Source organism: Salmonella sp. 32020114201800008SM (genome assembly GCF_017572025.1).
Lineage (GTDB): Bacteria > Pseudomonadota > Gammaproteobacteria > Enterobacterales > Enterobacteriaceae > Salmonella > Salmonella enterica.
This window is the reverse complement of record NZ_JAGEQM010000002.1, coordinates 296,334-320,831: the sequence shown is the minus strand read 5'-3', so window position 1 is coordinate 320,831 and position 24,498 is coordinate 296,334. Positions and strand designations below refer to the sequence as shown.

Here is a 24,498-nt window from a genome sequence, read left to right as displayed (position 1 = left end):
ACCAATTATATAAATAACATTGCCCCACTAAGATATAATTAAACTCAAAACTAAATCATTTATTTTTAATAAGGAAGTTACACAATATGATTCTACAAAAAAAATGAAAGGTAGCCAAATCTTAAAGCTATTATTATTCGCTTATTTACTTTACTATTTTAACAACAATCACCTAATTTAAAAAAACATAAAACAATTGTCGGTAGTCCCTTCCCCTCCCATCCTGCACGCTCCTGTAAAAGCACAGTGGAGGATGCGATGAAACGACTGCTGACAGCTCTGCTCCTGTTTATTTTCAACGGCGTGGCCGCCGCCTCCCCTGCAACGCCAGAAGTCGTTCGCTACGACCGCTATCTGCTGGTCAACACGTCACCGCAACAGCCACTTCTGGAGCAGCTTACCACCCTGTCCGTTCCGCCAGGTTTTCATCCGACGGTCGGGGAAGCGCTGCAGTACCTGCTGCGCGACAGCGGCTGGTCCTTGTGTCTCGCCGATGCGCGCCGGGCGCAGCTTTATGGCCTCCCGTGCCAGTACAACACCGGTCCGCTGCGCCTGAAGGCCGCCCTGCAACTCCTGGCGGGCCCGGCATGGCGGATGACCACCGACGAAAACCGTCGCGAAATTTGTTTTGCCAGTGACAATTCCCTCCCCCCGACGGTGGCTTACCGTCATCCCGTGTCTCTCCGCCCTTTGGGGCCATTAACGGCCCCGTTTTTTCTCGCCGGGACCCTACAGCACGGTGATATCCGCCTGGCGGTGATAGTGCCGCCGGATGCTGTTTACCTCCATCAGGTGGTATGGCTGCGCAGGGAAGAACAGTGGCACGGCTGGCGACTGGAGCGGATTGATGAGCGCCGGGCCATATTCCGTCACGGCAAACGCCAGCTGACGCTGAAGATGCCGGAGTAAGCGATGAAACGCCTGATTCTCCTGTTACTGTTCACCGCCAGCGCGTGGGCGCAACCGCTTGAGGTGCAGACCGGCCAGAACGCGGGCTCCACTCTCAGACCGCTGACCACCCTGGGCGTGGAGGCTGAAAGCGATCATGAACGCCAGCGCTTCGCCGAACTGCTGGTCAGGCAGGAATACCGGCGGCTGGAGAAAGAACTCGCTTTCCAGCGCGCGTATGTCGCAGCCTGGCAGCGTCTGTATCCGGGCCTGACGCCGCTGAAAACCACCTCCGCCAGCACTTCCCGCGTTTCGCTGTTCGTCCAGGAGGACTGCCCTCCCTGCGACAGCCTGCTGCGTACCCTGCTGGCACAACAGCGCCCACTGGATATCTGGCTCGTCGGAAGCGAAGGCGATGATAACCGGGTGCGCCGCTGGGCGATGGCGCATGGCATTGACGCAAAACTGGTGAGTGAACACAGCATCACGCTTAACCATGACGCGGGCCGCTGGCTGCTGTTGGGCCAGAGCAAAATCCCGGTGGCGCTGGAGCGTAAGGGGGAGCAATGGCGCGAGGTCCTGCCCTGATCCTGCTGCTGCCCTGCCTGGCGCTGGCGCAGCCGCTGCCGGAAGCGTACCTGCGCGCCGCAGAGCATTTCCGCGTGCCGCCGGAACTGCTGTGGGCCGTCACACAGACCGAAAGCGGGGCGAACCTGAGTGGCAAACATCTCCCGTGGCCGTGGACGCTCAATATCGCCGGGACCGGCTACCGCTACGCCAGCCGGGAGCAGGCCTGTCAGGCGCTGCTGGCCGCCATCCGCCACACCAGCACAAAGCGTATTGACGTGGGGCTCGGGCAAATAAATATCGGCTGGCACCAGGCATATTTTGACTCTCCCTGCGATGCCCTGTATCCCCTGCAAAACCTGTCGCTCACCGCGCAACTGCTGCGTAAGCGCTACGATGAACGTCCCGGAAGCTGGCTCAATGCTGCCGCCCGCTATCACCGCCCTGCGGGCGGCGCGCCCGCTGCACGCTACCGCAAGCTGGTCAGCCACCATCTGCAACAGGCCGCACCGCCATGAGCCGCTACGCGCTGGAAGCGCTGCTGCGCCCACCCGTGGAGTTTTACAGCACCGTCACCGCAGGCTGTGGCGCATTAATCTGCCTGACGCAGGCCCCACTGCTGATGCTGACGCCGTGGCAGGCCCGCCTGATGGCCTGCGCCCTGATTCTGCTGGCCCTGCGACGAGGCTGGCAGGGATGGCAAATCGTACGCTACCACCGCAACCTCCTGCGCCTGCCGCGCTACGCGCTGACCAGCCGGAAAATCCCGGTCAGCAGCCAGAGGCTGTTTCTCGGTAAAGGCTTTCGCTGGCGGCCAATCCACACCCAGCGTCTGTACGACTGCCTGCAACCGGAAGCCGCACACAGGCTGCGCCCCGGATGGTGCTACCGTCTGGCAAGGCACATCGAAAAACGCAGCGAACATACTCTGCCCGGCCTTGCCCGCCTGCTCAGCGCCGATCGCTGGCTGAACCCGGTACGCCCGCTGCCGCCCGTCGGCGGCAATCCGTGGTTGCATGGGGTGGAACTGAAAGAGTGCGACGTCACCCTGCCGCTCAGTGAACGCCCCGGCCACACGCTGGTGCTTGGCACCACCCGCGTCGGCAAAACCCGGCTGGCGGAACTGCTTGCCACTCAGGACATCCGCCGTGGCGAGGTGGTGATCGTTTTCGATCCAAAAGGCGACGCCGATCTGCTGAAGCGTCTGTGGACAGAGGCGCAGCGCGCCGGACGCGGCGACCGCTTTATCCTGTTACATCTGGCATATCCGGAAATCTCCGCCCGCTACAACGCCATCGGGCGCTTTGGCCGTATCTCGGAGGTGGCGTCGCGCCTCACCGGACAGCTTTCCGGCGAAGGCAACTCGGCGGCCTTTCGCGAGTTCGCCTGGCGCTTCGTCAACATTATCGCCCGCGCCCTGGTGGCGCTCGGTCAGCGCCCTGACTATCAGTTAATTTCCCGCCACGTCGTCAATATCGACGCCCTGTTTATCGACTATGCCCGCATCGTGCTGCCGCGCCACAACGCGCGGGCGTGGGAAGTGGTGGCGCAGCTAGCGGAGCAGCTTAATGACCGGAATATGCCGCGCCATATGCTGGGCCGCGATCCTCACGTGGTTGCGCTGGAGCAGTATCTCAATGCGGAGAAATTATACGATCCGATCCTAGACGGGCTGCTCTCGGCGGTGCGCTATGACAAAACCTACTTCGACAAGATTGTCGCCTCGCTGCTGCCGCTGCTGGAAAAGCTGACCACCGGCACGCTTGCCGCCCTGCTCGCCCCGGACTATCACGATCTGGACGACGAGCGACCGATCCTCGACTGGCAGCAGGCGATCCGCCAGAAGGCGGTAGTCTATGTCGGGCTGGACGCGCTCTCCGATGCGGTGGTCGCTGCCGCCGTCGGCAACTCAATGTTTGCTGACCTGGTGAGCGTCGCCGGACATCTCTACAAGTTTGGTCTGAATGATGGACTGCCCGGCAACAGTGAAAAACCGCCGCCTATCAACCTGCATTGCGATGAGTTTAATGAACTGATGGGCGAGGAGTTTATTCCGCTGGTCAACAAGGGCGGCGGCGCAGGTATTCAGGTCACTGCCTACACGCAGACGCTGAGTGATATTCAGGCCCGCATCGGCAGCGCGCCGAAGGCAGGCCAGGTGGTAGGTAACTTCAACAATCTGATTATGCTGCGGGTGCGCGAAACCGCCACCGCCGAACTGCTGACAAAGCAACTGCCACAGGTCGAAGTGCGCAGCCGCCAGGTGAGTTCCGGCGTCACCGACACGCCGGGCGGCATCAACAGCTTTACCAGCAATACCCGCGAGCAGGTAACCACCAGTAATGTGCCGCTACTCGATACCGCCGCGCTGATCCAGCTTCCCAAAGGCCAGGCCTTTGCCCTGCTCGAAGGTGGGCAATTGTGGAAACTCCGCCTGCCCCTACCCGTAGCGGATAAACACTGCCCGCTGCCGGAGTCTGTGGCACAACTCGTGGCCTGGATGCAGGCGCGCCAGCAGGGACTGGCGGAATGAGTGAACAGCGATCCCCGCCTTCACGTTCGGCTCAGGGGCCGGTCGGCTGGCTGCTGTCGCTGGCCGGAAGGTTTATCGGGCTGGTTATCAGCGCACTGTTGTTGCGGGTGGTGCTGGAACTGGCGGGGCTCTATTTCTGGTGGCCGCAGGAAGGCAGCAGGCATGTTTTTCAGGTGATGAAGCGGGAACAGTCGGAACTAGTTATTGCGTTACAACCACATCCGCAGGGGGAAAAAATAGTGATGCTGCTGGAGAACGGGGTATCTCACATGCTTATAACCAACAGACTCATTCAAAAACCACTCACAGTTCTGGCTTATACATTGGTCAGTTTTATGCTACGCCTGACGTGGCTGGTCGCCACGTTCCCCCTGCTCTGTCTGTGCGTGTTAATCGGGCTGACAGAAGGCCTAGTACGGCGGGATTTAAGGCGGTTTGGCTCCGGGCTGGAATCCGTTTTTCTCCACCGTTATGTCATCAGGTCAGGCAGTTTAGTCGCCACAACGATTTGGGTGTGTTATCTGGCGCAGCCGCTGTTTCTACCTGCGAGGTTAGTTTTATTACCAGCCACCATATGGTTTGGGATAACGGTATGGATGGTGGCTGGTAGCTTTAAGCGCTGGTTATAAACCGCTTAATACTAACTTTCCCATTTTCAACCACAGAGTCTAATTTTATCGATTTGCTGAGAGACGATCTTTTCCACCAACAGGAATCGCTGTAAATCTATCGACTGAATTAGATCAAGTCTGAGCTCATGGGTAGTTTCGTGCCAATAGCGAACTTCTATTAGGTCTAAACGTTCTCATGCCGAGGGCAAATTGGGTCGAGCACAATATTAAAAATATGGCACTGACTACCTTAAGAAGGGGACTTTATAACATTACTACACTATCAGAAGCCGACCACTAGCGCTGATTGTGCTTTCTTATACTGATACATTTGTCGTGACATATTCCGTTCGCATTTGATAAGCATCACTTTTACTCAACAGATGTGATGTTACAGTCGAAAGTCCTATTTAGGGGTAAGTCAGTGGTTCTCGCATTCGGCGAGGGCTGTGGGGCGTACCCACTGATGAACTCTACGAAAATATGAAATTTCTCACAATTGGTCTTATAGACCATTGCTATGCAGCGCTCATGTCGCCGTCTAATATCATTTATAGCACATCGCTATTTACAAACGCCTTCGTCTTATACGTCTCCGTTTACTCACAACCGGAGGCAACTCAATGAAAATACATATCGCGGCAACGCAAGGGTTACACCAAAACGAGCACAATGCCATTCTTGCCATTGAGAAAGCCCTTCCTGCACACTGGGTTGGGTATGCGGGTATCTTGTTGCTCGACAAAAATCGTAAAAGTCTAGAATTTGATGTATTGATCTTCGCCGAGGATCGCATCTTGATGATAGAACTTAAGAACTTCCACGGCCAAATTCATATGGAAGACGACCAGTGGATCCAGACCACGCCTAGTGGGCGTAAAATCAAGCATGGCTCTCCCATCGACCGCAAGCGTGAGCACGCCCAACGAATCAAGTCCATGTTCGATGAAGAGCTGCGCGCGCTGTGGGGGAATACTTTCTACGAAATCCAAGCGTTGGTAGTTCTCTCTGGCGATGCAAAGATTACACAGCTATCGCCAAAGGATAAAGGCTTTGTGCTAACGCTTGATGAGTTCTTGACCATCGCGAATCTAGATACCTATTTTGACAAAATGCCCTACACCAAGGCTGAAGGGTATTTTCGCCGCTATCCTGAAAAGCGCCCATGTGCCCCCGGGCAAATTGCCATTTTTGAGAAGTGGAAACGTGGAGGGAGTTATGTCCAGATCCGCCAGAAGCTCGAAGCAGGCTATGTAATCACGGAGAAGACCCCACATCTAGAGGGCCCCCACGATTACTACAATGAGTTTGACGGCGAACATGAGCGTGATTCGGACGACAAAAGCCAGATACGAATATGGGACTTCACTAAGATGGCCCATGTCGGCACAGATATGTCTGTGCGCGTTTTTTTTGGCTTACGTGAGGACCGAACGCAGCGGCATATACGTCGAACCGATAGTCAACTAGGCAAAGACTATTTATTGGAACCCAAGCACAACCTTCAAGAAGACACACTTACCGTCGACATGGCCGAAGTCTACCAACTTCCTAGGCTAGCCGAGCGTTTGGACGAATACCTAGTATCTACACCGTTGTCGATTGAAAAACGTACATTATTATTAAGAGCTCTGCTAACTCCCTTGGCCGGTATGCATGCCATGGGAGTATATCACCGCGATTTGAGTGCTAAACGCTTGTGGTGGGACCGGGAACGCAATGCCATCATCGTCAGTGGCCTGACAAGTGCCAAATTTCCGGATTTGGGGCATAAAAGCATCAGTGATATGCGTCAGGAGTTGGATACAACGGGTATCGTGCTGCCAGAAGATGCCTTTGGTGAGACCGAGGTATTGGGTCAAGCGGTGGATGTGTTCCAACTGGGAGTACTGTGTTACCAAATTGCCTATGGAGAGCATCTAACCTTATCCCAAGATGAGCCCCCCCAATGGAAGCAGCCTCTAAATGACCCCTTCGAAGGTAAACTAGACAGATTTATCCAGCGTAGCCTAGAGCACGATGCATCAGAGCGCCACACAGATGCGGGTGCAATGCTGGAGGCGCTTACGCGAACCCTGAATTTTCAAAACCTCGATACTAACGAAGATAAGGTTAGGGTGCTCAATGCGTTAGCTGCATTCAATACTGATGCTATGCCGATAACGCAATATCCTCAGGTAGAAGCACCGAGTACTGATCCTCTGCGCCAACGTATGACTTTCCGCTCCACAACTGTTGATGGGCAGCCCTGTACTGTGCGTATATATTTGAATGCACGCCCCAACAAGGATAACCATGGTCAGTCCCAGCGGCTTCTGCACTTTCTTGAACGCTGTGCCGTCGCCTCCAATAATGTTTTGCCGATTCCGCCATTAATTGAATTCGGCTGCGGCATGATGGGAACACATGTCGTTCAGTCTTATGCCCTAGGGGAGAGCTTGGAACAATGGATGGTGCTGTCCAACCATAGTTATGAGGAGCGCTTCCAATTAGCTGATGCACTGATTCGTGCAGTGCATAACCTACACGATCTGGATCTAAGTCATGGTGATCTGAAACCCGAAAATTTATTGGTCCAGGCGGAAGGAGGCAAGCTGGGCATTCTGCTGCTTGATATGTTTGACTTAGATCTGGATGGCCTTGCTCCGGCAAATTCTGAATACTCCCCAACCACCGACGTCAGCGCCACGGCGCGTGACCGCTATGCCGTATACATGATTGTAGATGAGATATTTGCTGCCTGCATTCATCCTGGCGCCAATAAAATACGTAGGGAGATCCGTAATGCGTTGGGAGATAATAACGCTGTACCTCGTAACCTAGACATGTTACGGCGCACAATGATACATGCAAATGAACCCGAGTTGGTTGAGGCTACGCCCTTGGTGATCGAGAGTTTGTATTTCCCCAACGAGCAGGGCGAACTGTTCGAGATGGACTCAGGCATCTACCACCTGACGGTCAATTATACTAAGGGTAATATTCTAAAATTATTCTTCTTGGGTGTGTCCCATAAATTGACACTGAATCTCAAAGTAGATGGGCCGAGTCTCACCGTGCATCGTATGTTCTATGACCGGTTAGGTACGGGGGAGATGGTGTATGACACCCGTAATAACCGCAAGAATGATAATCGTGCCATGTCGGTCAAGCAGCCCTTTTTACTTAAAAAAGGTTCTTATGGTGCGACAAATACTGAACTACTAAACTTTGTCAGAACATTACATGTAGTGCAACATGTCCTGGACATCAAGCCCGCAGAAGAACCACCGACGGCAGTTGCCGATGCTCCAGGGGAAAGTCTTAAGCGCCTCTGGCTGCGCCTAGTAGAAGTAGAGCGCGAAGCACTGCCCACCGTCAAAGTGATTGCAAGCCCTAAGGAGCGAGATGGCATCGTTCATGTACAGGTTAATGAGAATATCGACGCTTTAGAGTTTGCTGATGATGACGTGATCAACGTGACAGCAGATGATCATGAAACTCACTTCGGCCAACTGGATGTTACTAAGTCCGGCAATGGTGTGCTGGTGCTCTCGGATGACAACCGCGGGAATAACTTCCGCCTGCAAAACATTCGAGAAGATACAATCCTGACTCTGTCTAATTCGGGTAGTGATGTTAGCTGGGAGCGACGAGACCGGGCACTATCACGCATTATTGCTGGTGATGCAGTGATGGGGGATCTAATCGACCGCTTCGTAATTGGCCCTCGAGGTTGCCAGCCTCCAGCATTACCTATGCCGACCGACGAACAAATCAGCCGCTATGGACTGGATGAGTCTAAACGCGCCGCATTCCTGTATTTGCTACAAAATCCACTCAGTGTGTTGATGGGCCCGCCGGGTACGGGAAAAACAACACTACTTAGCGCAACACTAGATTATCTGCTGAATGATGCTGACGTACGCCGCGTACTGGTGGTGAGTCAATCGCATACTGCGGTCGACGAAGTGGCTAACCGTGTGCGTGAGTTGAGCTTTAAGCGCCAGGAACAATCCCCGGATTTCAAACTGCCAAGCATTGTACGCTTAGGTGAGCGCCGCCGGGTCAGCGAAGGTATGCTGGATGTTCACACTAATGCTCTACAAGCTCAAGCCCGTACGGCCTTTCACCGCGATCTTGAAGTCCGGCTGCTAGCACTGTCAGCACGCCTGAAATTGCCTGAGGCATTTGTGCTGGAATCTGCCGCTCTGTATCGTTCCTGCGGTCGTGAATTGTTCGAGTTCACCCCTGCCCGAAATGAAGTAAGGGAATTCCAGCAAGATAGTGTCGATATGGATAACCTGCCAAATAATGAACGAATAGTTCGCTTGGCGGCTGAGCGTCGCCTAGATAATTTGACGAACGCTTTAACTGGCAGGTTGTCAGCTTTTACCGATATGCCCGACCAAGTATTGCATCACAATAAACCGCTGCTCGCGGTACTTAATATGATTGCCGAACGACACCAGATTAATAATCCGCAGCGCATTGAACGGATGGCTGAGGTAATTAAGGTAGCCCACCACTGGTATCAGCGATTAGCCACAGACGAAACCGGCTATGCCGCCTTTGCTGCTCGTACCCGTCAATTGGTTGTTGGCACATTGGTTGGCATCGGGCATGGCGGATATCAACTGGATAAAAATGCCTTTGACTTGGTGGTAATTGATGAGGCTGCGCGCGCTACGTTTTCCGAGCTAGCCATAGCTATGCAGAGTGCGAAGCGAGTGCTATTAGTGGGGGACTACAACCAATTGGCACCTAGCTATGATGTGGCTCATGTACGCCAAGTCGCCCGTGATCTAGGCCTGAATGAGGTCGATGTAAAACGAACGGATTTTGAGCGAGCTTACGTCTTGAATGATGGCCACATGTTGTTGAAGCAATATCGGATGGCACCCGCGATAGGTGACATTATTAGCCACTGCTTCTATGACGGCACACTTGCGACCGGTCGGCCTTCTGCTCCCGAGTGGATGTCCTCCCTGCCCACCCCGTGGAATCGCACGGTGTCTTGGATCGATACCTCTGACAGTAAGTTGCAAGAAACGAATATCGGCAAGGGAATTGCCAATGAAGTTGAAGTTAACCTGTTGTGCAGCTTGCTGCGGCAATTGGTCGACGATGAGCAGGCGATGGGGCAGCTACGTCAGTGGAATGACAACGATACTACGCCAGCCATCGGGGTTATTACCGGTTACCGCAAGCAGGTGGAACTCCTGCAGATGCGGCTGGAATCTGAATCTTGGGCAGCGCCGATCCGCTCAATGATAAAGGTTGATACCATTGATTCCTATCAGGGCTCTGAAAATCGTATCATCTTATTAAGTTTAGTACGCCATAACTCTGAGCAAAAGGGCGGATTCATGACCGATAATGCCCGAGTTAACGTGGCCCTGTCTCGGGCAAAAGAGCGTCTGTTAATCATCGGTGCAGGGAGTATGTGGCAACAGGCGAATGCATGTCAGCCGCTGGCCCGTGTCTTCGACTATATCCACCAACAGTACTCATACCATAATAGTGAGTACCAAATCATTCGTTCAGCTGACCTGATCCATAATGCTTGCGCCGAGGTGCAGGAGAGTGACTATGTGTAACAAGACCCTTACCTTGAACAGAACAGCGCAGCAACCTGTGGAACTGCCGGCTGATTATGACCGCTTGCTACAAAGTATTACCGTGCTGGCACCAGTACAGAAGATCAGTCTGGACATTGATGTGACGCATAAAGCAGCGCTACCAGCGGTTCTTGAGTCAGCTCTTCTACTAGTGGCGCAACTCGAAATCGTGTCTCCTTCTGAGTTAGGAGGCTTTTTCGGACTCGCTGACCATGAGCGTCAGGTTCTGGTTGATGAAATGATCGACACTGGCCTCGTGCGATACAATGACGAAGGCGATATCGCGACTACAGTCAAGCTGACAATGCAGCGCCGAGAAGGCGCATCGGATGAGGGCATTGCAATTGAGGACGTGGAAAATCACCGTGACTTCACCTTCATCGACCTTTGCACTGGGCACATTCAGCCTAAGTGTAATGCGGACCTGCAGAAAGGTTTGCCCGAGTTGCCACGTAAGATCAATCGCAGTGACTTCACCGATTTGATCGCTAGCCAATTTCGTCGCTTTCAGATTTGCTTACCCGATACCAAGAGCAAGCGCGCACTGCGTAGCTCGAAGGCCCGACTCTACCGAGTGAATCGGGCCTCTGTTGGTCAATCGGGGTTGAAACAGCAGATCTCACTCGATATCCACGCCCATTCCGATCCTCTGAACGGGATACGTCTGGACTCACGGTTGATGGACTATAGCTTAGAGCATACACGCTTGATGGAAAGCTCCGGTCTCAAAACAGAGGCTATTAACTGGCTGCACGAGCGCAAGTTAGAGGCCGCTAGTTCCACACTAGAAGACTATTGTGATCTGGCAAAAGATATGGTGATCCGCCGATATATCGGACGTGATGGTAAGCTGGAACTAGGGCGTTTACTCCATGATCGCCAGCGCAGAAAAACCAGCTATGGTAACAGCACGACGCAACGTATGATGATTGGGCCTGTCTATGCAGCCCCCAATCGTAACACTTTAATTAAGTGGGCTGAACGGTTGCCACGTCAGCAGCAGGTACATCAAGGAATCTGGCTTGGTGCTACCAACGAGTTATTTGGCGCTAGTTTAGGTCTCGGGTCGTTCATCAAACAAATGAACACCGAGCTCGCAAGTGGAGAGCGCAACAGTCGCCTCAATTTGGCATTTCAGTGCGATGAGGAATTTCGGGCACAGCGTTTAATCACCAATCAGTTTAATAGCCGTACCGACGGTAGCCTACGAATTTTCCCAAAAGGCCGTTCTGAGTCGCACTTGGAAATATTGGTTTTCCCTGGCGAGTACGGTATGGCAGTGGTTCAGTACCATGCTGCTTTGGATCCGTCTCTTGGGTATGCTGGCCTTACATTGCCAATCGGCTACTTCACGACGGACCCTGAGCAGGTAGCTCAGTTGTGGATGCAGGTACAGCAACGAATCCAGTCACCGGTTCGGTCAGCCGACCAGCCCGAGGTAGCGACAGATGATCTTAATAAGCTACTGGGTTGTGCTCCTGCAGAATTGGCACAAATGCTAGTCGACAATTCCGAGGAAAAACTGAAAAAACTGGTGGAAAGATTCAATCAACACTAGCGTCTCCCGCCCAGATGGTTAACGGTTGTCAAGCATCATGGTGACAACTAATTTGTGGTCTTTCCAATACATTAACCTTGAAAGACCACTTTTGCTCTTTGGGCAATAAAATTAGCAGCACTTGGCAATAGTGTCTTCTCGCTCATAGCAGACAGTGAAGTTTGATCGTTTGTTGCCACAGAACAGAGCCGGATGAATCCTGAGCCTATACATACCACAGGGTGCATTACCCTCTTCAGAAGTGGCATTGATAACCTAGCCACTTCTGAAAATTTTTATTCGATGTAAACAATTCCTCGCTGATCTTTCTCCAGCCTCTCATCTACCCTGCCCTGAATACGCTTCCTGAGAAGGCTGCCATGCAACATAGTCCATTATTTCTACTGTTGACTTTACTCATAGGGCCACAGGCCTATGCCTCCCCGGAATCCACCCAGCTCGCCCTCGCGCTGAAACAACTCGACGGCGTGAAAATCTCGCTGGAGCGTGCCCAAACCAGCTCCAGCACCGATCCACAATCGCGCTACTTCTTCGACTACTTACAGGCGCAGCAGGACATCTCCGCCGTTAAACAAGGCATCCACCGCTACCTTAGCCCAGCAAGAGCACAGCCACGCGCCATCCAGCCCCTGAGCACCAGCTACCAGCGGGAGAACCCTGATGACTGACTCGCAAATCGCCGCCTTTCAGGCCGCCAGCCTGAGCAAACCGGAGACCGTCAGCCTGCTGGTGCTCGGCCTGTTTACCAGCGTCCTGCTGCTGTGGTGCGCCTGGACGCTAATGGTCGCCTGGCAGGGAGTCTGCCGCCAGCGCCTGAGCTGGCAGAGTTTTGGCGCGGTGGCGGCCCGTTCACTGTTACTGGTGCTGGTCAGCTTCTGGCTGGTACTGAGCTGAGGAGGAATCATGCGCTGGCTTCTGTTACTGCTGTTCGCCACATTTAACGCCCTCGCCGACCTGCCGACGATGGAAGACCCGTCGCGCGGCCAGGGTCAGGGCATTATGGAGACGCTGCAAAACTACGGTTTTGACATCGTGGTGCTGCTGGCGCTGGCCATCTGCGCCGTCGGTTTTCTGGTGGTGGCGAACAACTGCATTGCCACCTACTCGGAGATCCAGAGCGGGCGCAAGCAGTGGAAAGATCTGGGCTCGATGGCGGGCGTCGGCAGCATTCTTCTGGTGGTCATCATCTGGCTGCTCAACCAGGCCTCGGACGTACTGTGAAATGGCGACCATCCTCTTTCTCCCCGACCGCCTCAACCGCGAGCCCGTGGTCTGGCGCGGCCTCACCACCAGCGAACTGTTTCTGGCGCTGGCGAGCGGTCTTGGCGGTGGCTGTGCGTTCGGCATTCTGCTGGCCCTGATAACCCACTACTGGCCGTTGATCCCCGGTTCAGCGCTGGCAGGCGCAGCGTTGTTGATTCAGGGCGGTGGGCGGATTCTGGCGCGCGCCAAACGGGGCAAGCCCGACAGCTGGCTGCCGCAGGCGATCCTCTCCTGGCTGGAGCGCCATCATCTTCGGGGTACACCTAGTCCAGCACAGCACCGTGTGGGTGGTGCGCAGGAGTCCGCGATGAGCCGCTTTCGCCATGCGCTGGCCGAGCGCGATAACCATATCCTGACGCTACGGGCCGTGATTGTTCTGCTGTGCCTGTGTCTGGCTGGCGTCGGCTACGGCTGGTACAGCGCGCCGCAAAAGCTCACCCTCTGGTTCCCGCCGGATCTGCGCAGCGGCAGCACTCGTCCGTGGTGGGAGGTGCCGCCCGCCAGCGTCTACGCCTTCACCTTTTATATCTTCCAGCAATTGAACCGCTGGCCGGATAACGGCGAGGAAGACTATTCCCGCAACCTCCGCTCGCAGCGAGCCTACCTGACGCCCGCCTGTTACACCCGTCTGGAGCATGATTTTCAGGTACGGCGCAACAACGGTGAACTGCGCGAGCGCACGCGCGGCGTGTATGAACTTCCCGGCCACAGCTACAGCAACCTAGTGCATGACGGCGATAAACGCCCTGTTCGACCTGTTACCAGCAGGCACTATAATGAACCTGACGGTGGTGGTGTATCCGCAGGACAAACTGGAGCAGCACATCAGCCACCTTTCCGACCGGGCGATTGGCGACAATACCGATTCGGAATACACCCGCCGCGACTGCCACGAAGTGCGCAGCTATCTGAAAGACGGCCATAAGCTCTACCGCAGCACGCTGGCGTTTTACCTGCATGCACCCGACATCGATGCCCTGTTTCGCCAGCAGCGCCAGCTACACAGCCTGTTGCTCAACGCCGGACTGGTTCCGGTGCAAGAACAACACGAAGTCGCCCCACTCAGCCACTGGCTGCGCCAGATTTGAAGGCGAACTATTTAACCGTGAAGGCCAGATGTGGCCGGAGGCGGATATCACCCTGGTGGATCTCGCCACCTTTGCCCTCGAAGGCTACGAAGCCCAGCTTGCCATCAGCTATATCTCACTGATTAACCATATCAATAACCTCGGCGAGCGCGACCAGCATCTGGCGAGGCCTATCGTCAATATCACCGATGAGGCGCATATCATTACCGTCAATCCGCTTCTGGCGCGGTTTCTGACTAAATGTTCAAAGATGTGGCGTAAGCTCGGGATCTGGCTGTGGCTGGCGACGCAGAACCTGGCGGATTTTCCCGATGAGGCGAAGAAGCTGCTCAATATGATCGAGTGGTGGGAACTGCTGGTGATGCCGCCGGAAGAGATCGATCAGGTGTGCCGGTTTAAGGCGCTGACGGAAGAACAGCGGTAACTGCTGCGCTCGGCGGTGAAATCACCGGGGCAGTATACCGAGGGTGTGGTGCTCTCGCCGCGCGTTGAAGTGCTGTTTCGGGTGATGCCGCCAGCGCTCTATCTGGCGCTGGCAATAACCGAGAAGCATGAGAAGGCCGAGCGGATGCGGATTATGCGGGAGATAGGGTGTAGTGAGGTGGAGGCAGCAAAAATAATGACCAAGACCTCTTTTGCCTATCGATGATACTTCGTTTGTTTATCAATTATGATTGTAATCTTGGCAAACTCAGATTTACACTTAAATGGAAGTACCCTCTGATAATTAAATGCTTAGTTTTACGCCGAACAATCTAATCTTCTGTTACCTTTATATGTTTAAAACCACTTTGAATAAGCATAATATCCATGTATAAAATCGATTAAACACATAGAAAGAGTGGTTTACATGGAAATATTAGCTAAGAGCCCTAAAAATTGTAGTGCAGATGAACTGAAACTATTTGAGGAACTCGTACTCATGGGTGACGAAGTCGATCCCAACGGTCTGAAAGATAGAATATTAAATGCTGAGCAACTTTTTTTTATCAAAGAAGATAAATATGTTGGTATTGCTGCACTTAAACGACCGAAAAAATCTTATAAATCAGATGTTTTTTATAAAGCAGGTTCTTCTGATGAAGATAAGTATGAGTACGAAATAGGCTGGATCTATATCATTGAAGAAGAGAGAGAAAATGGATATGGAGGAATGTTAATGGATTCCATATCTAATTATTTATCTAATAACTCATCTAGCAAAGCTTGCTTTGGTACTGTTCGCGAAAATAATACTGGCATGCAACGTTTATTCGCCAAGCATGGTTTTTCAAAAGTAGGCCATTCATACAACAGTACCAGAGGGGAATATTCCCTTGTCCTATACGTACCCTATGTATAGCTATGCCTTTGTTATAGTTATATTTTAAATCAAAGGTTCATAGTTGACATTGTTAAATGTTATTAAACTAAGTAAGCGCAGCGATTACGAATCGCTCGCTTTACTTTCTTGTCTGACCTCTCTTGATTTGCATAAGCCCACCATTAATTAGTCCCCCAAAGATCATATAATCACACAGTTTAAAAAAATTATAAAATATGTTGTTTTTACAATCAGCCACCGCCTTTAAATGTCATTCCCATCCTTCTCCATTGATATTTTTCAAGAAATAATTCCTCATCTGACAATTTACTGTTCTATAAACACAGACGTTTGTATAACCCTTGAGACAAATTATATTGTAAATTTTCTGTCAAATAACCTTTTTCTTCGCATAAGCAATAATATCAACACGTTCTGATTCGGATAATGCCCAGAAAACTAGCATCAACTCCGCCAAATCATCATCTTCAGCATAAAAGTAAGCCAACGGCACCCGTAAAACCTCGGCCAGTTTTTGCACTATCTCCGTTCCCGGTTCATGTACACCCTTTTCATACCGATTGATGCGTGTACTGGCGACAAATTCATCAATGCCCGCTGCGATCCCCAGTCGTTTTTGGGAAAGCCCACTTGCCAGTCGCGCCTGCTTCAGGCGACGGCAAAAAATATCGTTGTAATGGTTACTTGTATTCATAACTACGAGAATCGTAGTTTTTGCTTGCTGCCGATACTACGATTAACGTAGTATCACAGTAACAGGTTAAAAGAGGCCGTATCTTAAGCATCATCTTTAGGGGAGATACCTACCATCTGGCGGGACGTTTCTAGCAACTGGAGTTGCGCATCAGGAGAGAGGGCAGCGAAGTTGAGAATCAGTTCAGCAAGATTCTCATCAGAAGTGAACAGCCATGGAAGGGGAACATTCAGCACATCAGCTATCCGTGCAACGGTTTCCATATCAGGCCCATGAACACCTTTCTCGTAGCGATTGAAACGGGTGCTTGCAACAGAAGGCTCTACAGCCGCAGCAATCCCCACAGCAGTCTGAGAAATGTCTAAGCGCTGTCGGGCTTCTTTTAATCGACGGATGAAAACATCCCTTTGTCTAAGTCGTTTTTGCATAACTACGAGATTCGTAGTTTTTTAATGACTTAGTTACTACGAAAAACGTAGCATAAGGATTGAAGAGATAAACGAAATGGCTAAAAAAGACTGGCACCCCGCCGGCATCGTTGCCGCTTTACACAAGCGCGGTACCAGTCTGGCGAAACTATCGCGGGAAGCGGGACCGGCCTCGTCAACACTGTCGAATACCCTGACGCGCCCGTGGCCGAAAGGCGAGTGGCTGATTGCCATCGCGCTGGAAATGCATCCATCAGAAATCTGGCCCGGCCGTTACCTCAATGCCAGTAACAAACGTGAACCCCGTAAACCGCTTCACCCCATGACAACAACCGACAACTCCGGGACATAACGACCCGCGCTGTGAGTGGCAGGACGCATTAACCAACGATACCTGACAGGAGAGTTGTTTATGCACACCGAACCACAACCATGCACCATCGCACCACTCGCAGGAGGCCGCCATGTTTCTGGTCTCCCTGGCTGAAGGCTTTATCCACCTGTTCCAGGCCGCAGGCATAATCTTCCTCGACATGATGACCGGGCTAATCCCGATGCTCATCTGCCTGCTGCTGGCCATCAACTTCCTGATGAAGCTGGAAGCCGGGCGCATCCTGCGCGGCCATATCAGCATGGACGACGTGATTAGCGTGCCGACGGAGTGGCTGGACTGGGCGGGCGCAAGCTCCCCGGTGTGGTTTCTGGGTTCCCACTGCTTTGACCTGGTGCGCCACCTCTCCGGCCAGGAAGTGGTGTCGGTGTACGCCGTCGGGCAGAAGCGGCTGATGGTCGAATGCGGTCTCGACACCTTTGACAGCGTGCAAAGCCTGCTGACAATGGCCGATGGCAGTTCGTGGGTGATGGAAAACTCGTGGGTGCTGCCGGAGGGGTTTCCGAAAGACAACGACGGGCGTATCGATATTCTCTGCAAGGCAACGTATATCCGCAGCACTTCACAGCATCGCGGACTGGAAATCACCACGCCGGGCATGACGCTCACGCCCAACAGCTATTTCATCAACTACCGCAACGGCGTTGCCAGCGGTTTCGGTATCGATTCTATAAACGACTTTGTGCGGGCGGTCATACATAAAGCGCCGTACCCGGTCACCGCGGTGGACGGACTGGCGGTCAGCCGGATCTGCGAGGCGGTACACCAGAGTCTCGATAGTCAAAAACCAATGTCATTAAAATAGTCGGCCAGCAGGGATGCTGGTATCCGCAAGCCCGTTTAATCACGCTTAATTTGTTTATTCTGGGAATAAACATACCGGAATCTGTCCCCGTATATTGATTCAATATCCAGGACAAAATCCAAGCGGGCAGAGTCTAAAGCCGCAGACCGAAGGATAAGTGAATCGCCTGAGCAGCGCTCGTCAGTCCCCCTTGCTTCAATTAAGAAAATCTCCTCGCCAACTTTAAATGAATCATTAGGTCTGGGTCCGCCAATCACAAAGCACTGGATATCCAGGCCTAACGCCTGCACTGCTCCGACAAAAATATTCCCGGCAACAGGTTCAACTTTTTTGCCATTGACCGTTACAGATATAGCAGAGACAAATGCAGTTCCCATTCCATTATTGATGATGTAAATACCCGATTTGTTCACCCGCCCGTCATTTGAAAAATAAGCGTTCATCCGCGGCTCAACAGAAATATGGTTATGCTTTATTTGCTCCTGCCTTTGCGACCAGGTAAACCACAGGGAAAGCAGCGCGATAATAATTCCGGTGAAGGCGAGAAGAGTATCTCTGTATTCCCTAAAAAATGCCGCCATTTGTTATCCTTAATTCAACATTGATCGTTAACGCCATTAAGTACCCTGTCCCGATAGTCTTCCAGCTGATGCCGCTGCAGATAGCTTTCTAACTCCTGTGCCCAGCGAGTTCCTTCGCCGAGCGTCGCGCGGCTATGGGTTGAGGCATAAAGATAACGTGTATCATAAAGATTAATCAGCGTCTGATTTACACTATCGATTTTGCTCTTCGGATTTTTGAGCTGCTGTTCTAAAGCCCGGACAATACGGGCCCGATGTTCTTGATCGGTAGCAAAATCCCGTTCCTGTAATTCGCTGAGCACCAGAAATGAAGGAGGGATATCTTCTGCAATCGCTGCCTGTAAACGATAATGACCATCAAGAATAACAAATGAACCCAGCCCTGCTATATACCAGACAAGAACTGGAGGCAGCGCACCCTCACGGCATTTTTTACGCCACCATTTTAACCTTCCGGCATCAGGTTGTATAGGATAACGTCCGAATAGCAGGCTACCACCCCACCACCAATCCACTAATCTGACTTTGGCAGGATTAACCAAATCAGGAAAATCTCCGCCGTAGAGCGTCCAGCTACAACCGATATTCCCGCTGCTTTCTGGAGATTCAAAACGCCAGCTATTTGCAGGAACACGCTGTCCGGATAATTTCGGTAATGAATATTTGGCCTCCATCGGCCTTATCAGCCATCGGCGAGGAGACAGAAGAGGCACTGGCGCATTCATTAATTGCCGGGAAAAATAGCGACACCATTCACCTGTCCAGGCCCGTTCGCCTTTGTTTTTAATACCCTCAATATCTTCAGATGTGACAGCCGGTAATAATGTCTGGCAAGCGGAATGATCGGCATTAAACACCAACCAGACACCAGAATGATCTTTCAACATCGATGCCCAGAATAATGTCTTCCCGGAGACCTGTAGCGCCATCCGCCCATAACGACCACTTAGCATTTCCATTGCCACGTCGGTCCTCTGGCTGCTCTTGAGTGTCAACTCCAGACCCTGCCAGTTATTATTGCGATCAAAAAGATCTTTCCACCAATATTGGATCATTATCATCTTCCCTGATAAACAGAGGGTTAGTCTAAAACCTTTTGTAGTGGTCAAGTAATATTGGCCGCGGTTTTACAGTAAAAATGGTATCTGTGCTCTGACTCTACCAGCGCTTTTGGTAATGTCACAGCTACAGTTCGTGGGAAAGATGTAAAGCTCGAAATAACGCAGCACCCGCTTCTTATGTTCTACCGACTAGTTCACGTTGCTGGTTACCCATTCGCGTGCCACCCACAGGCTCAAACGTATGTTCCGGCGTTATAGCAAGGCGTTCAGCCTTTCGGTGCGCACTCGGATCGATGCCGGAAATCAGTAGTAATTGGGCCTCTTCACGCATGCGTCTTGCCTGTGCAAGCGTCAAAAGCGGATCAGAGCCTAAAGCGAGCTTTTTTTCTTTGTTTACAAAGCGGTACTTGATGTACTAGCGTTTTGAACCGTTAGGGTTAACCAGCAGGTAAAGTCCATGCGAGTCACTGAACTTATACGGCTTGCCACAAGGCTTGGCGTGGACTATAGCGCGATCTGTTAGTGCCATTTGGGGGCCTCACTATTATCGAACTACGTCTAAGCCCCCAATTTGGCCCCCAAATCACGTGGATGTCAATGGATGAAAAATGACCAACACGGAAAGACCATTAAATAAATATGGTTATTATCGAAAAATAAATTATCTTTGAATTACAGGTGGATATGGAAGAATTTGGACGGAAATGGACGCAAAAAAAGCCACCATTAGGTAGCTAATTATTACATCACTTGGTGCGAACGCCGAACTCGCACATTACATTAAACCTCATGATTTATAAATAATTTAAATATCATCATTGATAATATACCAACACAGATACCAACACATAAATTCATTGATTTTCGGTATCGAACCCGGACGATTAATGCCAGCCCGAGTTATTAAACCAATCACTCATCATCGTCTTCCACTGGTTCCAGCACGTCAAGCGCAACTCTCACCATCGCGATAGAACCAATACGGACAAAAGCGTCTTCACCATCCTCATCGGTCAGCATGTAACGATCCGTTGTTTCAGGTTCACAATCCAGCATTTCAAAAAACGCGTTCAACTGACCGATTTCACACGTCTCTTCGTTTTGCGGCGCATCAGTCTCAACGCACAGTGGAATCTCACCCCCTCCGTTCACCAGGGTGATATGGACATTAAAATAATCGTCTTCGCAGTCATCATCCTCTTCGTCAACGATTGGCCGCAGACCATCAGACAAAAACTGGTGAAATACCACTTCACGCATATTTAACGCATACCGATACTCGGAAGAATCAAAAACGAAGAAGCGCTCTGTGTTTGGGGCGGTTTTTTCCTGAAAATAATAATAAAACCTCCGCTTATCCGCCGCTGAAATGGGCAACAGCAAATAGTCCTGATATCCCTGTAGCCAAAGTTTTACGGTCCAGAGACCACTGTCCATTTCAATGCCGCTTGTGGCTATCGCTTCAAGATCTTCATCGGTTTTACGACGCTTCTTGCGGAAGTCGTTTATCAACCGATCGCTTTCCGGGAACACGACATTTAGAGGCTTATCCAGGGCATTGCATATTGCCTGTGCGAGACTCAGCTTTGCGGCAACTTTTCCGGTTTCGATACGTTGAATTTGCTGCTGGCTGGTGCCAACCATAAATGCCAGTTCGCGTTGGGTGATAGATAGCTGGGTACGAAGCTGTTTGATGTTGTTCTGTAACATGGCATCCATCCTTCATAAGGGGCAGAGAGTGCCATTAAAACACATAAATGAGTAAAGACACAAAATTGTGTTTTTTTCCTCAGTAATCAACGCTCATGAACGAAAAGAAAATTCCTTCATCGTTCTTCTTTCGTATGCCAGAGATCCACGATATAGATATCATTGTCACGGAGTTCGTAGTGAACCTCGTAGTCATCAAACAACACTTTTCGGACTTGCCGAGGTTCATACCGAGTCTGCTGTACGCCAATTGCTGGATGTGCTGTAAGATCAGCGCATCCAGTAATCAGGCGATCCAAAACGTCATCGGCGTGCTGGCGGCTATACTGAAGGGCAAAACGGTAGATACGCTCCAAGTCATCCTGAGCTTTAAGCGTCCAGTAAATTTCCATTTATCAAGCTTTCTTTAAACGGTTGGCAAAATCTACCATATCCGAATGACTCACCACACGACCAGCATCCACATCGGCAAGACCGGCCTGGATACTCTGATGACGCCGTTCTCTTTCTGCCAGCATACTGGTCAATGCTTCCTTAATAATCCAGCTCTTAGAACGATCTAACTCAATTGCCAGATTTTCAACAGCAGCAGCCAACTCAACTGGAATCTGGGCGCTGATGGTCTGTTTAGCGGAAGAAGCCATAGGGATTACCTCGTTTAATAATACTTAATAACTCCTGTTAAGATTAGCATAGAGGTGCCTATAAAAACATCACATCTTATTTCACAGGCAACATCCCCGGATAGTGTTTAGCCACGATATCATTCATCTTTTCCACCAGATCCAGACGCTTAAACGTGATATGCCCGCTGCCCTTCTGAAAATAGCGAATGGTGAACAAATCATCTTCGAAAACCTGCTGATGCGGATTGTCACGCACAAAGTCCATAAACCGGATGGATACATCATGCCGGTTGTCGGGAATAGTCTTCCCGTCAAGCAGGTACAGCATCCGCTCCAGATCGGCGAGCTGATCGCGTCGCCAGCCCCAGTTCAGGCTGTAGCCCCATCGGTCATGCTTCACCAGATTGTTGACGATAATCCTCTTGCTGAAGTAGCAGGGATTATTGGTTTTATAGTCCCACGACAACCCTTTGAACACATTGATAATGCCGCGTTCAAAAACATCCTGCTTGTTATGGTGCAACTGTTTAAAGGTACTCAGAATATTGGCTTTACTGATGGCCGGAAGATCGCCTTCATCCAGATCCTTTGCCCACTGGTTGCGAGCCTCGGCATCCATCAACGACAACATCCCCGATTTCAGCATCAGGTCACGCCAGATGCTGCGATCGATATTGCGGGCGATAACTGGCAGGGCTTTGTCCGTTGCCTGCATCAACCAGCAGTCAAAAGCCCGCCCTTGCCGCATCGCCCAGTGCTCCGCCGTGTTGCCGCCAATACTGGATGTCAGGCGGGAAATCTCATCAAGCTGGTGGATGACGGCTTCAATCTGTTGCAGCGCCGCATTCCGCCCGGTGACGATCCGTTCAATATTTGTCGAGCAGATAAGTTCGTTATGGTTAGTTAACACTTCAGCTTCTGTTTGCATAATTTTCCGTCCGTATAAAAGCAAACACGCCTGCCGGGAATGGCAGGCGCATTATGCAGGGAGTTAACAGGGAAGAAAGATCGGGAATGTAATATGGGAAGGCTGCTCGCAAGATTCAGTGTGCCGCGAGATAGCGTTGACGTCGCAACAGACCCGTAGCCTGTCGCGCCCGCAGAATGTCTACAGCCCGAAGATAGGGTGATTGTTCCTGCCAGCTAAATCCCTTGCGATCGATACGAACCAGCTCGTATTTCTCTACAATAAAGTTCACGGCATTAGCCAGCGTGATACCGGCGTCAATGTGTTCCTGAATCACCTTCTCTACGCTAAACGGCGTGTCACTGAGTTCGAGGCCATAATGTTTAGCCAGTAAATGGGTCAGCAGTTTTTGCCAGATTTCGACAGGCGACGGCTGTGACGGGGTCGCCCGGTGTGGGTGGTTGTATTGGGTTTGCATAATGAAATTCCGTTGGTAAACAGATAGTGAGGGGGGATGCCGGTCAGTTTTTAACGACGGTTGGGTAAAGCGAAAGATAAACGTAACCGAACGATCCGCGAGTGTCGGCTTCGCAGGTTATGCCCCGGAGTGCAGTCGTAAAGCGTCTGGCTTCGCGCGGATTGAGTGCGCCAGTGCGTAAAGCGACCTCCATGCGTTTAATAAACATTGGAAATACGATATTCAGAGTCTTTAGTTGCGCCGGGGTAAATTCACCGTAAATACCCGCCCGGTCAGCCAGATAGTGCAGGTGATTACCTTCCTGAACTAACCGGGCGCCAAATGATGGGAAGACATCGTTCCGTAGTCCCCATACTGGCGTGGATTGTGTTTCATTTGTGTCCATTTTGGATTTTCCGTAAATATGATTAATTCAGGGTCACACAGCGCAGGAGTGCATACGGGCCATGCCGATCCGGACAGCGCCATTGAAAAATACCGCGCTTATATGCTGGAACACGAAAACCAGCCTTTACAGCCCGGAACAGGCTACCCCTTAGTCAAAGCGTTGCTGGGTCTGAACCGGTACCGCCAGCCGGATGATAAATCGCCGTTGGTTGAGGTTGTTGTGATGTCGCGTAACAGTCCTGATACAGGTATCCGCGTTTTGAATACCATTCGCCATGACAAACTCGATATTACACGTTCAGCTTTTACCGCAGGCGAAACCGTTGCCGATTACCTTGATGCCTTTGATGTGGATCTGTTTTTAACAACTAACGTTGAAGATGCGCAAAAGGTGATTGATTCCCGATTCTGCGCCGCTGCAATCCTGAAAGATCCACCTTCTGACGCATCTGATATCCCGGAAGGGCAAGTGCGCATTGCTTTTGACAGCGACGCGGTACTTTTTTCCGATCAAAGCGAACTGGTTTATAAGACCCAAGGAATGGCTGCCTTTCATGCTCAGGAAGACGCGCAGCAGGATATCCCTATGGAAGAGGGACCTTATGCCACTTTGCTAAAAAAAATAGCCAAGCTTCAGGAGCGATTGCCGACCCGCGTTGAGTATTCTCCTGTTCGTATTGCATTGGTGACAGCCAGAAATAGCCCTTCGGAAATGCGCGTTATTAAAACGCTAAGAAGCTGGGGGGTATATGTCGATGAAGCTTTTTTTCTTGGCGGTGTAGAGAAAACAAAAGTTCTGAAGGCGTTTAAACCGCATATTTTCTTCGACGATCAGGACGTGCATTTGATCGCAGCGGCCAAGGTTGTATCTTCTGGAAAAGTCCCTTATGCCAGTAACTCCGAACTTGCAGAACGTGAAGCATCGTAATTATCGCTGACAAACCATTTCGTCATCAAGGCTGAATGGTTTGTATGCCACACGCAAAATAACTGCCCTA

The 24,498-nt window shown here is 51.4% G+C and carries 24 protein-coding genes and 5 pseudogenes; 18 read left to right on the top strand and 11 right to left on the bottom strand.

Annotated elements, in window-relative coordinates; translation table 11 throughout:
- The first annotated feature begins 258 nt into the window (after positions 1 to 258).
- The 14 genes and pseudogenes from J4613_RS07575 (at position 259) to J4613_RS07510 (ending at position 15,450) form a co-directional block, all read left to right on the top strand.
- Positions 259 to 909 carry a hypothetical protein gene (locus J4613_RS07575; protein WP_000826209.1) on the top strand — a complete coding sequence of 217 codons (651 nt, stop codon included), beginning with the start codon at positions 259 to 261 and terminating at the stop codon, positions 907 to 909.
- A gap of 3 nt (positions 910 to 912) precedes the next feature.
- Positions 913 to 1,476, top strand: a complete 564-nt coding sequence (locus tag J4613_RS07570) for a TIGR03759 family integrating conjugative element protein (protein WP_111742495.1) — start codon at positions 913 to 915, stop codon at positions 1,474 to 1,476.
- The gene (locus J4613_RS07565; protein ID WP_000090693.1) at positions 1,455 to 1,973 is read left to right on the top strand and encodes a transglycosylase SLT domain-containing protein; all 519 of its coding nucleotides are present in this window, start codon (positions 1,455 to 1,457) and stop codon (positions 1,971 to 1,973) included. The genes J4613_RS07570 and J4613_RS07565 overlap by 22 nt, the downstream gene beginning before the upstream one ends.
- Complete coding sequence (traD, locus tag J4613_RS07560; RefSeq protein ID WP_111742496.1) at positions 1,970 to 3,988, top strand: type IV conjugative transfer system coupling protein TraD; 2,019 nt, start codon at positions 1,970 to 1,972, stop codon at positions 3,986 to 3,988. Before J4613_RS07565 ends, traD begins: the two co-directional genes overlap by 4 nt.
- The gene (locus J4613_RS07555) at positions 3,985 to 4,617 is read left to right on the top strand and encodes a DUF4400 domain-containing protein (RefSeq protein ID WP_000003623.1); all 633 of its coding nucleotides are present in this window, start codon (positions 3,985 to 3,987) and stop codon (positions 4,615 to 4,617) included. The genes traD and J4613_RS07555 overlap by 4 nt, the downstream gene beginning before the upstream one ends.
- Positions 4,618 to 5,222: 605 nt before the next feature.
- On the top strand, positions 5,223 to 10,178 hold the full coding sequence (locus J4613_RS07550) for an AAA domain-containing protein (protein ID WP_080193256.1): 4,956 nt from the start codon (positions 5,223 to 5,225) through the stop codon (positions 10,176 to 10,178).
- Positions 10,171 to 11,757, top strand: coding sequence for a hypothetical protein (locus J4613_RS07545; protein WP_000336134.1), 1,587 nt, complete (start codon positions 10,171 to 10,173; stop codon positions 11,755 to 11,757). Before J4613_RS07550 ends, J4613_RS07545 begins: the two co-directional genes overlap by 8 nt.
- A gap of 359 nt (positions 11,758 to 12,116) precedes the next feature.
- Positions 12,117 to 12,425 (top strand): RAQPRD family integrative conjugative element protein, encoded by a 309-nt coding sequence (locus tag J4613_RS07540; RefSeq protein WP_001164828.1) that lies wholly within the window; start codon positions 12,117 to 12,119, stop codon positions 12,423 to 12,425.
- Complete coding sequence (locus J4613_RS07535; protein WP_000132410.1) at positions 12,418 to 12,651, top strand: TIGR03758 family integrating conjugative element protein; 234 nt, start codon at positions 12,418 to 12,420, stop codon at positions 12,649 to 12,651. Before J4613_RS07540 ends, J4613_RS07535 begins: the two co-directional genes overlap by 8 nt.
- A gap of 9 nt (positions 12,652 to 12,660) precedes the next feature.
- Complete coding sequence (locus J4613_RS07530; protein WP_001267431.1) at positions 12,661 to 12,978, top strand: TIGR03745 family integrating conjugative element membrane protein; 318 nt, start codon at positions 12,661 to 12,663, stop codon at positions 12,976 to 12,978.
- A gap of 1 nt (position 12,979) precedes the next feature.
- Positions 12,980 to 13,219 (top strand): annotated as a pseudogene (locus J4613_RS22650) (TIGR03750 family conjugal transfer protein); the annotation flags it as partial.
- Positions 13,220 to 13,327: 108 nt separating this feature from the next.
- Positions 13,328 to 13,741 (top strand): annotated as a pseudogene (locus J4613_RS22645) (PFL_4703 family integrating conjugative element protein); the annotation flags it as partial.
- A gap of 16 nt (positions 13,742 to 13,757) precedes the next feature.
- A pseudogene (locus J4613_RS22640) lies at positions 13,758 to 14,757 on the top strand (hypothetical protein); the annotation flags it as partial.
- Between the two features lie 201 nt (positions 14,758 to 14,958).
- Complete coding sequence (locus J4613_RS07510; RefSeq protein ID WP_000404200.1) at positions 14,959 to 15,450, top strand: GNAT family N-acetyltransferase; 492 nt, start codon at positions 14,959 to 14,961, stop codon at positions 15,448 to 15,450.
- Between the two features lie 352 nt (positions 15,451 to 15,802).
- Here J4613_RS07510 and J4613_RS07505 read toward each other — a convergent pair whose 3' ends face one another.
- The gene (locus tag J4613_RS07505; protein ID WP_001098042.1) at positions 15,803 to 16,126 is read right to left on the bottom strand and encodes a helix-turn-helix transcriptional regulator; all 324 of its coding nucleotides are present in this window, start codon (positions 16,124 to 16,126) and stop codon (positions 15,803 to 15,805) included.
- An 83-nt stretch (positions 16,127 to 16,209) separates the two neighbouring features.
- A complete protein-coding gene (locus J4613_RS07500) occupies positions 16,210 to 16,554 on the bottom strand; it encodes a helix-turn-helix transcriptional regulator (protein WP_001172095.1) in 345 nt (114 codons plus the stop codon).
- A gap of 76 nt (positions 16,555 to 16,630) precedes the next feature.
- Here J4613_RS07500 and J4613_RS07495 point away from each other — a divergent pair, with 76 nt between their 5' ends.
- From J4613_RS07495 to J4613_RS07490, 3 genes and pseudogenes are all read left to right on the top strand, one after another.
- Positions 16,631 to 16,906, top strand: a complete 276-nt coding sequence (locus J4613_RS07495; protein ID WP_001074456.1) for a transcriptional regulator — start codon at positions 16,631 to 16,633, stop codon at positions 16,904 to 16,906.
- Between the two features lie 112 nt (positions 16,907 to 17,018).
- A pseudogene (locus J4613_RS22635) lies at positions 17,019 to 17,153 on the top strand (PTS glucitol/sorbitol transporter subunit IIC); the annotation flags it as partial.
- Positions 17,154 to 17,165: 12 nt separating this feature from the next.
- A pseudogene (locus tag J4613_RS07490) lies at positions 17,166 to 17,750 on the top strand (Gfo/Idh/MocA family oxidoreductase); the annotation flags it as partial.
- A 35-nt stretch (positions 17,751 to 17,785) separates the two neighbouring features.
- Here the strand turns inward: J4613_RS07490 and J4613_RS07485 are convergent.
- The 9 genes from J4613_RS07485 to J4613_RS07445 all read right to left on the bottom strand — a co-directional run bounded on the left by J4613_RS07485 (position 17,786) and on the right by J4613_RS07445 (position 23,498).
- Positions 17,786 to 18,331, bottom strand: a complete 546-nt coding sequence (locus J4613_RS07485) for a hypothetical protein (RefSeq protein ID WP_000718702.1) — start codon at positions 18,329 to 18,331, stop codon at positions 17,786 to 17,788.
- Between the two features lie 14 nt (positions 18,332 to 18,345).
- Positions 18,346 to 19,386, bottom strand: a complete 1,041-nt coding sequence (locus tag J4613_RS07480) for a ParB/Srx family N-terminal domain-containing protein (RefSeq protein WP_208293652.1) — start codon at positions 19,384 to 19,386, stop codon at positions 18,346 to 18,348.
- A gap of 181 nt (positions 19,387 to 19,567) precedes the next feature.
- Positions 19,568 to 19,747, bottom strand: a complete 180-nt coding sequence (locus J4613_RS07475; RefSeq protein WP_229023603.1) for an Arm DNA-binding domain-containing protein — start codon at positions 19,745 to 19,747, stop codon at positions 19,568 to 19,570.
- 557 nt (positions 19,748 to 20,304) lie between these two features.
- A complete protein-coding gene (locus J4613_RS07470) occupies positions 20,305 to 21,102 on the bottom strand; it encodes a helix-turn-helix transcriptional regulator (RefSeq protein WP_000940054.1) in 798 nt (265 codons plus the stop codon).
- 116 nt (positions 21,103 to 21,218) lie between these two features.
- Positions 21,219 to 21,494, bottom strand: coding sequence for a type II toxin-antitoxin system RelE/ParE family toxin (locus tag J4613_RS07465; RefSeq protein ID WP_000409331.1), 276 nt, complete (start codon positions 21,492 to 21,494; stop codon positions 21,219 to 21,221).
- Between the two features lie 3 nt (positions 21,495 to 21,497).
- The gene (locus tag J4613_RS07460) at positions 21,498 to 21,746 is read right to left on the bottom strand and encodes a ribbon-helix-helix domain-containing protein (protein ID WP_000168386.1); all 249 of its coding nucleotides are present in this window, start codon (positions 21,744 to 21,746) and stop codon (positions 21,498 to 21,500) included.
- A gap of 76 nt (positions 21,747 to 21,822) precedes the next feature.
- Positions 21,823 to 22,656, bottom strand: coding sequence for a DUF4942 domain-containing protein (locus J4613_RS07455; RefSeq protein ID WP_198871409.1), 834 nt, complete (start codon positions 22,654 to 22,656; stop codon positions 21,823 to 21,825).
- Positions 22,657 to 22,771: 115 nt separating this feature from the next.
- Positions 22,772 to 23,113 carry a TA system toxin CbtA family protein gene (locus tag J4613_RS07450; protein WP_001194750.1) on the bottom strand — a complete coding sequence of 114 codons (342 nt, stop codon included), beginning with the start codon at positions 23,111 to 23,113 and terminating at the stop codon, positions 22,772 to 22,774.
- A 43-nt stretch (positions 23,114 to 23,156) separates the two neighbouring features.
- Positions 23,157 to 23,498, bottom strand: a complete 342-nt coding sequence (locus tag J4613_RS07445) for a type IV toxin-antitoxin system YeeU family antitoxin (RefSeq protein ID WP_000380488.1) — start codon at positions 23,496 to 23,498, stop codon at positions 23,157 to 23,159.
- Between the two features lie 18 nt (positions 23,499 to 23,516).
- On the opposite strand from J4613_RS07445, the gene J4613_RS07440 reads away from it, so the two are divergent.
- The gene (locus J4613_RS07440) at positions 23,517 to 24,428 is read left to right on the top strand and encodes a 5'-nucleotidase (protein ID WP_111742497.1); all 912 of its coding nucleotides are present in this window, start codon (positions 23,517 to 23,519) and stop codon (positions 24,426 to 24,428) included.
- The last annotated feature ends 70 nt before the right edge of the window (positions 24,429 to 24,498 follow it).

What these genes read in the sequence shown, in the direction of transcription:
- J4613_RS07535 (WP_000132410.1), top strand. Translation starts at nt 12,418, where the DNA reads ATGACTGACTCGCAAATCGCCGCCTTTCAGGCCGCCAGCCTGAGCAAA.
- J4613_RS07500 (WP_001172095.1), bottom strand. Translation starts at nt 16,554, where the DNA reads ATGCAAAAACGACTTAGACAAAGGGATGTTTTCATCCGTCGATTAAAA.
- J4613_RS07465 (WP_000409331.1), bottom strand. Translation starts at nt 21,494, where the DNA reads ATGGAAATTTACTGGACGCTTAAAGCTCAGGATGACTTGGAGCGTATC.
- J4613_RS07440 (WP_111742497.1), top strand. Translation starts at nt 23,517, where the DNA reads ATGATTAATTCAGGGTCACACAGCGCAGGAGTGCATACGGGCCATGCC.
- J4613_RS07555 (WP_000003623.1), top strand. Translation starts at nt 3,985, where the DNA reads ATGAGTGAACAGCGATCCCCGCCTTCACGTTCGGCTCAGGGGCCGGTC.
- J4613_RS07485 (WP_000718702.1), bottom strand. Translation starts at nt 18,331, where the DNA reads ATGGCGGCATTTTTTAGGGAATACAGAGATACTCTTCTCGCCTTCACC.
- J4613_RS07455 (WP_198871409.1), bottom strand. Translation starts at nt 22,656, where the DNA reads ATGCAAACAGAAGCTGAAGTGTTAACTAACCATAACGAACTTATCTGC.
- J4613_RS07445 (WP_000380488.1), bottom strand. Translation starts at nt 23,498, where the DNA reads ATGGACACAAATGAAACACAATCCACGCCAGTATGGGGACTACGGAAC.
- J4613_RS07470 (WP_000940054.1), bottom strand. Translation starts at nt 21,102, where the DNA reads ATGTTACAGAACAACATCAAACAGCTTCGTACCCAGCTATCTATCACC.
- J4613_RS07460 (WP_000168386.1), bottom strand. Translation starts at nt 21,746, where the DNA reads ATGGCTTCTTCCGCTAAACAGACCATCAGCGCCCAGATTCCAGTTGAG.
- traD (WP_111742496.1), top strand. Translation starts at nt 1,970, where the DNA reads ATGAGCCGCTACGCGCTGGAAGCGCTGCTGCGCCCACCCGTGGAGTTT.
- J4613_RS07550 (WP_080193256.1), top strand. Translation starts at nt 5,223, where the DNA reads ATGAAAATACATATCGCGGCAACGCAAGGGTTACACCAAAACGAGCAC.
- J4613_RS07530 (WP_001267431.1), top strand. Translation starts at nt 12,661, where the DNA reads ATGCGCTGGCTTCTGTTACTGCTGTTCGCCACATTTAACGCCCTCGCC.
- J4613_RS07480 (WP_208293652.1), bottom strand. Translation starts at nt 19,386, where the DNA reads ATGATCCAATATTGGTGGAAAGATCTTTTTGATCGCAATAATAACTGG.
- J4613_RS07505 (WP_001098042.1), bottom strand. Translation starts at nt 16,126, where the DNA reads ATGAATACAAGTAACCATTACAACGATATTTTTTGCCGTCGCCTGAAG.
- J4613_RS07565 (WP_000090693.1), top strand. Translation starts at nt 1,455, where the DNA reads ATGGCGCGAGGTCCTGCCCTGATCCTGCTGCTGCCCTGCCTGGCGCTG.
- J4613_RS07495 (WP_001074456.1), top strand. Translation starts at nt 16,631, where the DNA reads ATGGCTAAAAAAGACTGGCACCCCGCCGGCATCGTTGCCGCTTTACAC.
- J4613_RS07545 (WP_000336134.1), top strand. Translation starts at nt 10,171, where the DNA reads ATGTGTAACAAGACCCTTACCTTGAACAGAACAGCGCAGCAACCTGTG.
- J4613_RS07575 (WP_000826209.1), top strand. Translation starts at nt 259, where the DNA reads ATGAAACGACTGCTGACAGCTCTGCTCCTGTTTATTTTCAACGGCGTG.
- J4613_RS07540 (WP_001164828.1), top strand. Translation starts at nt 12,117, where the DNA reads ATGCAACATAGTCCATTATTTCTACTGTTGACTTTACTCATAGGGCCA.
- J4613_RS07570 (WP_111742495.1), top strand. Translation starts at nt 913, where the DNA reads ATGAAACGCCTGATTCTCCTGTTACTGTTCACCGCCAGCGCGTGGGCG.
- J4613_RS07510 (WP_000404200.1), top strand. Translation starts at nt 14,959, where the DNA reads ATGGAAATATTAGCTAAGAGCCCTAAAAATTGTAGTGCAGATGAACTG.
- J4613_RS07450 (WP_001194750.1), bottom strand. Translation starts at nt 23,113, where the DNA reads ATGCAAACCCAATACAACCACCCACACCGGGCGACCCCGTCACAGCCG.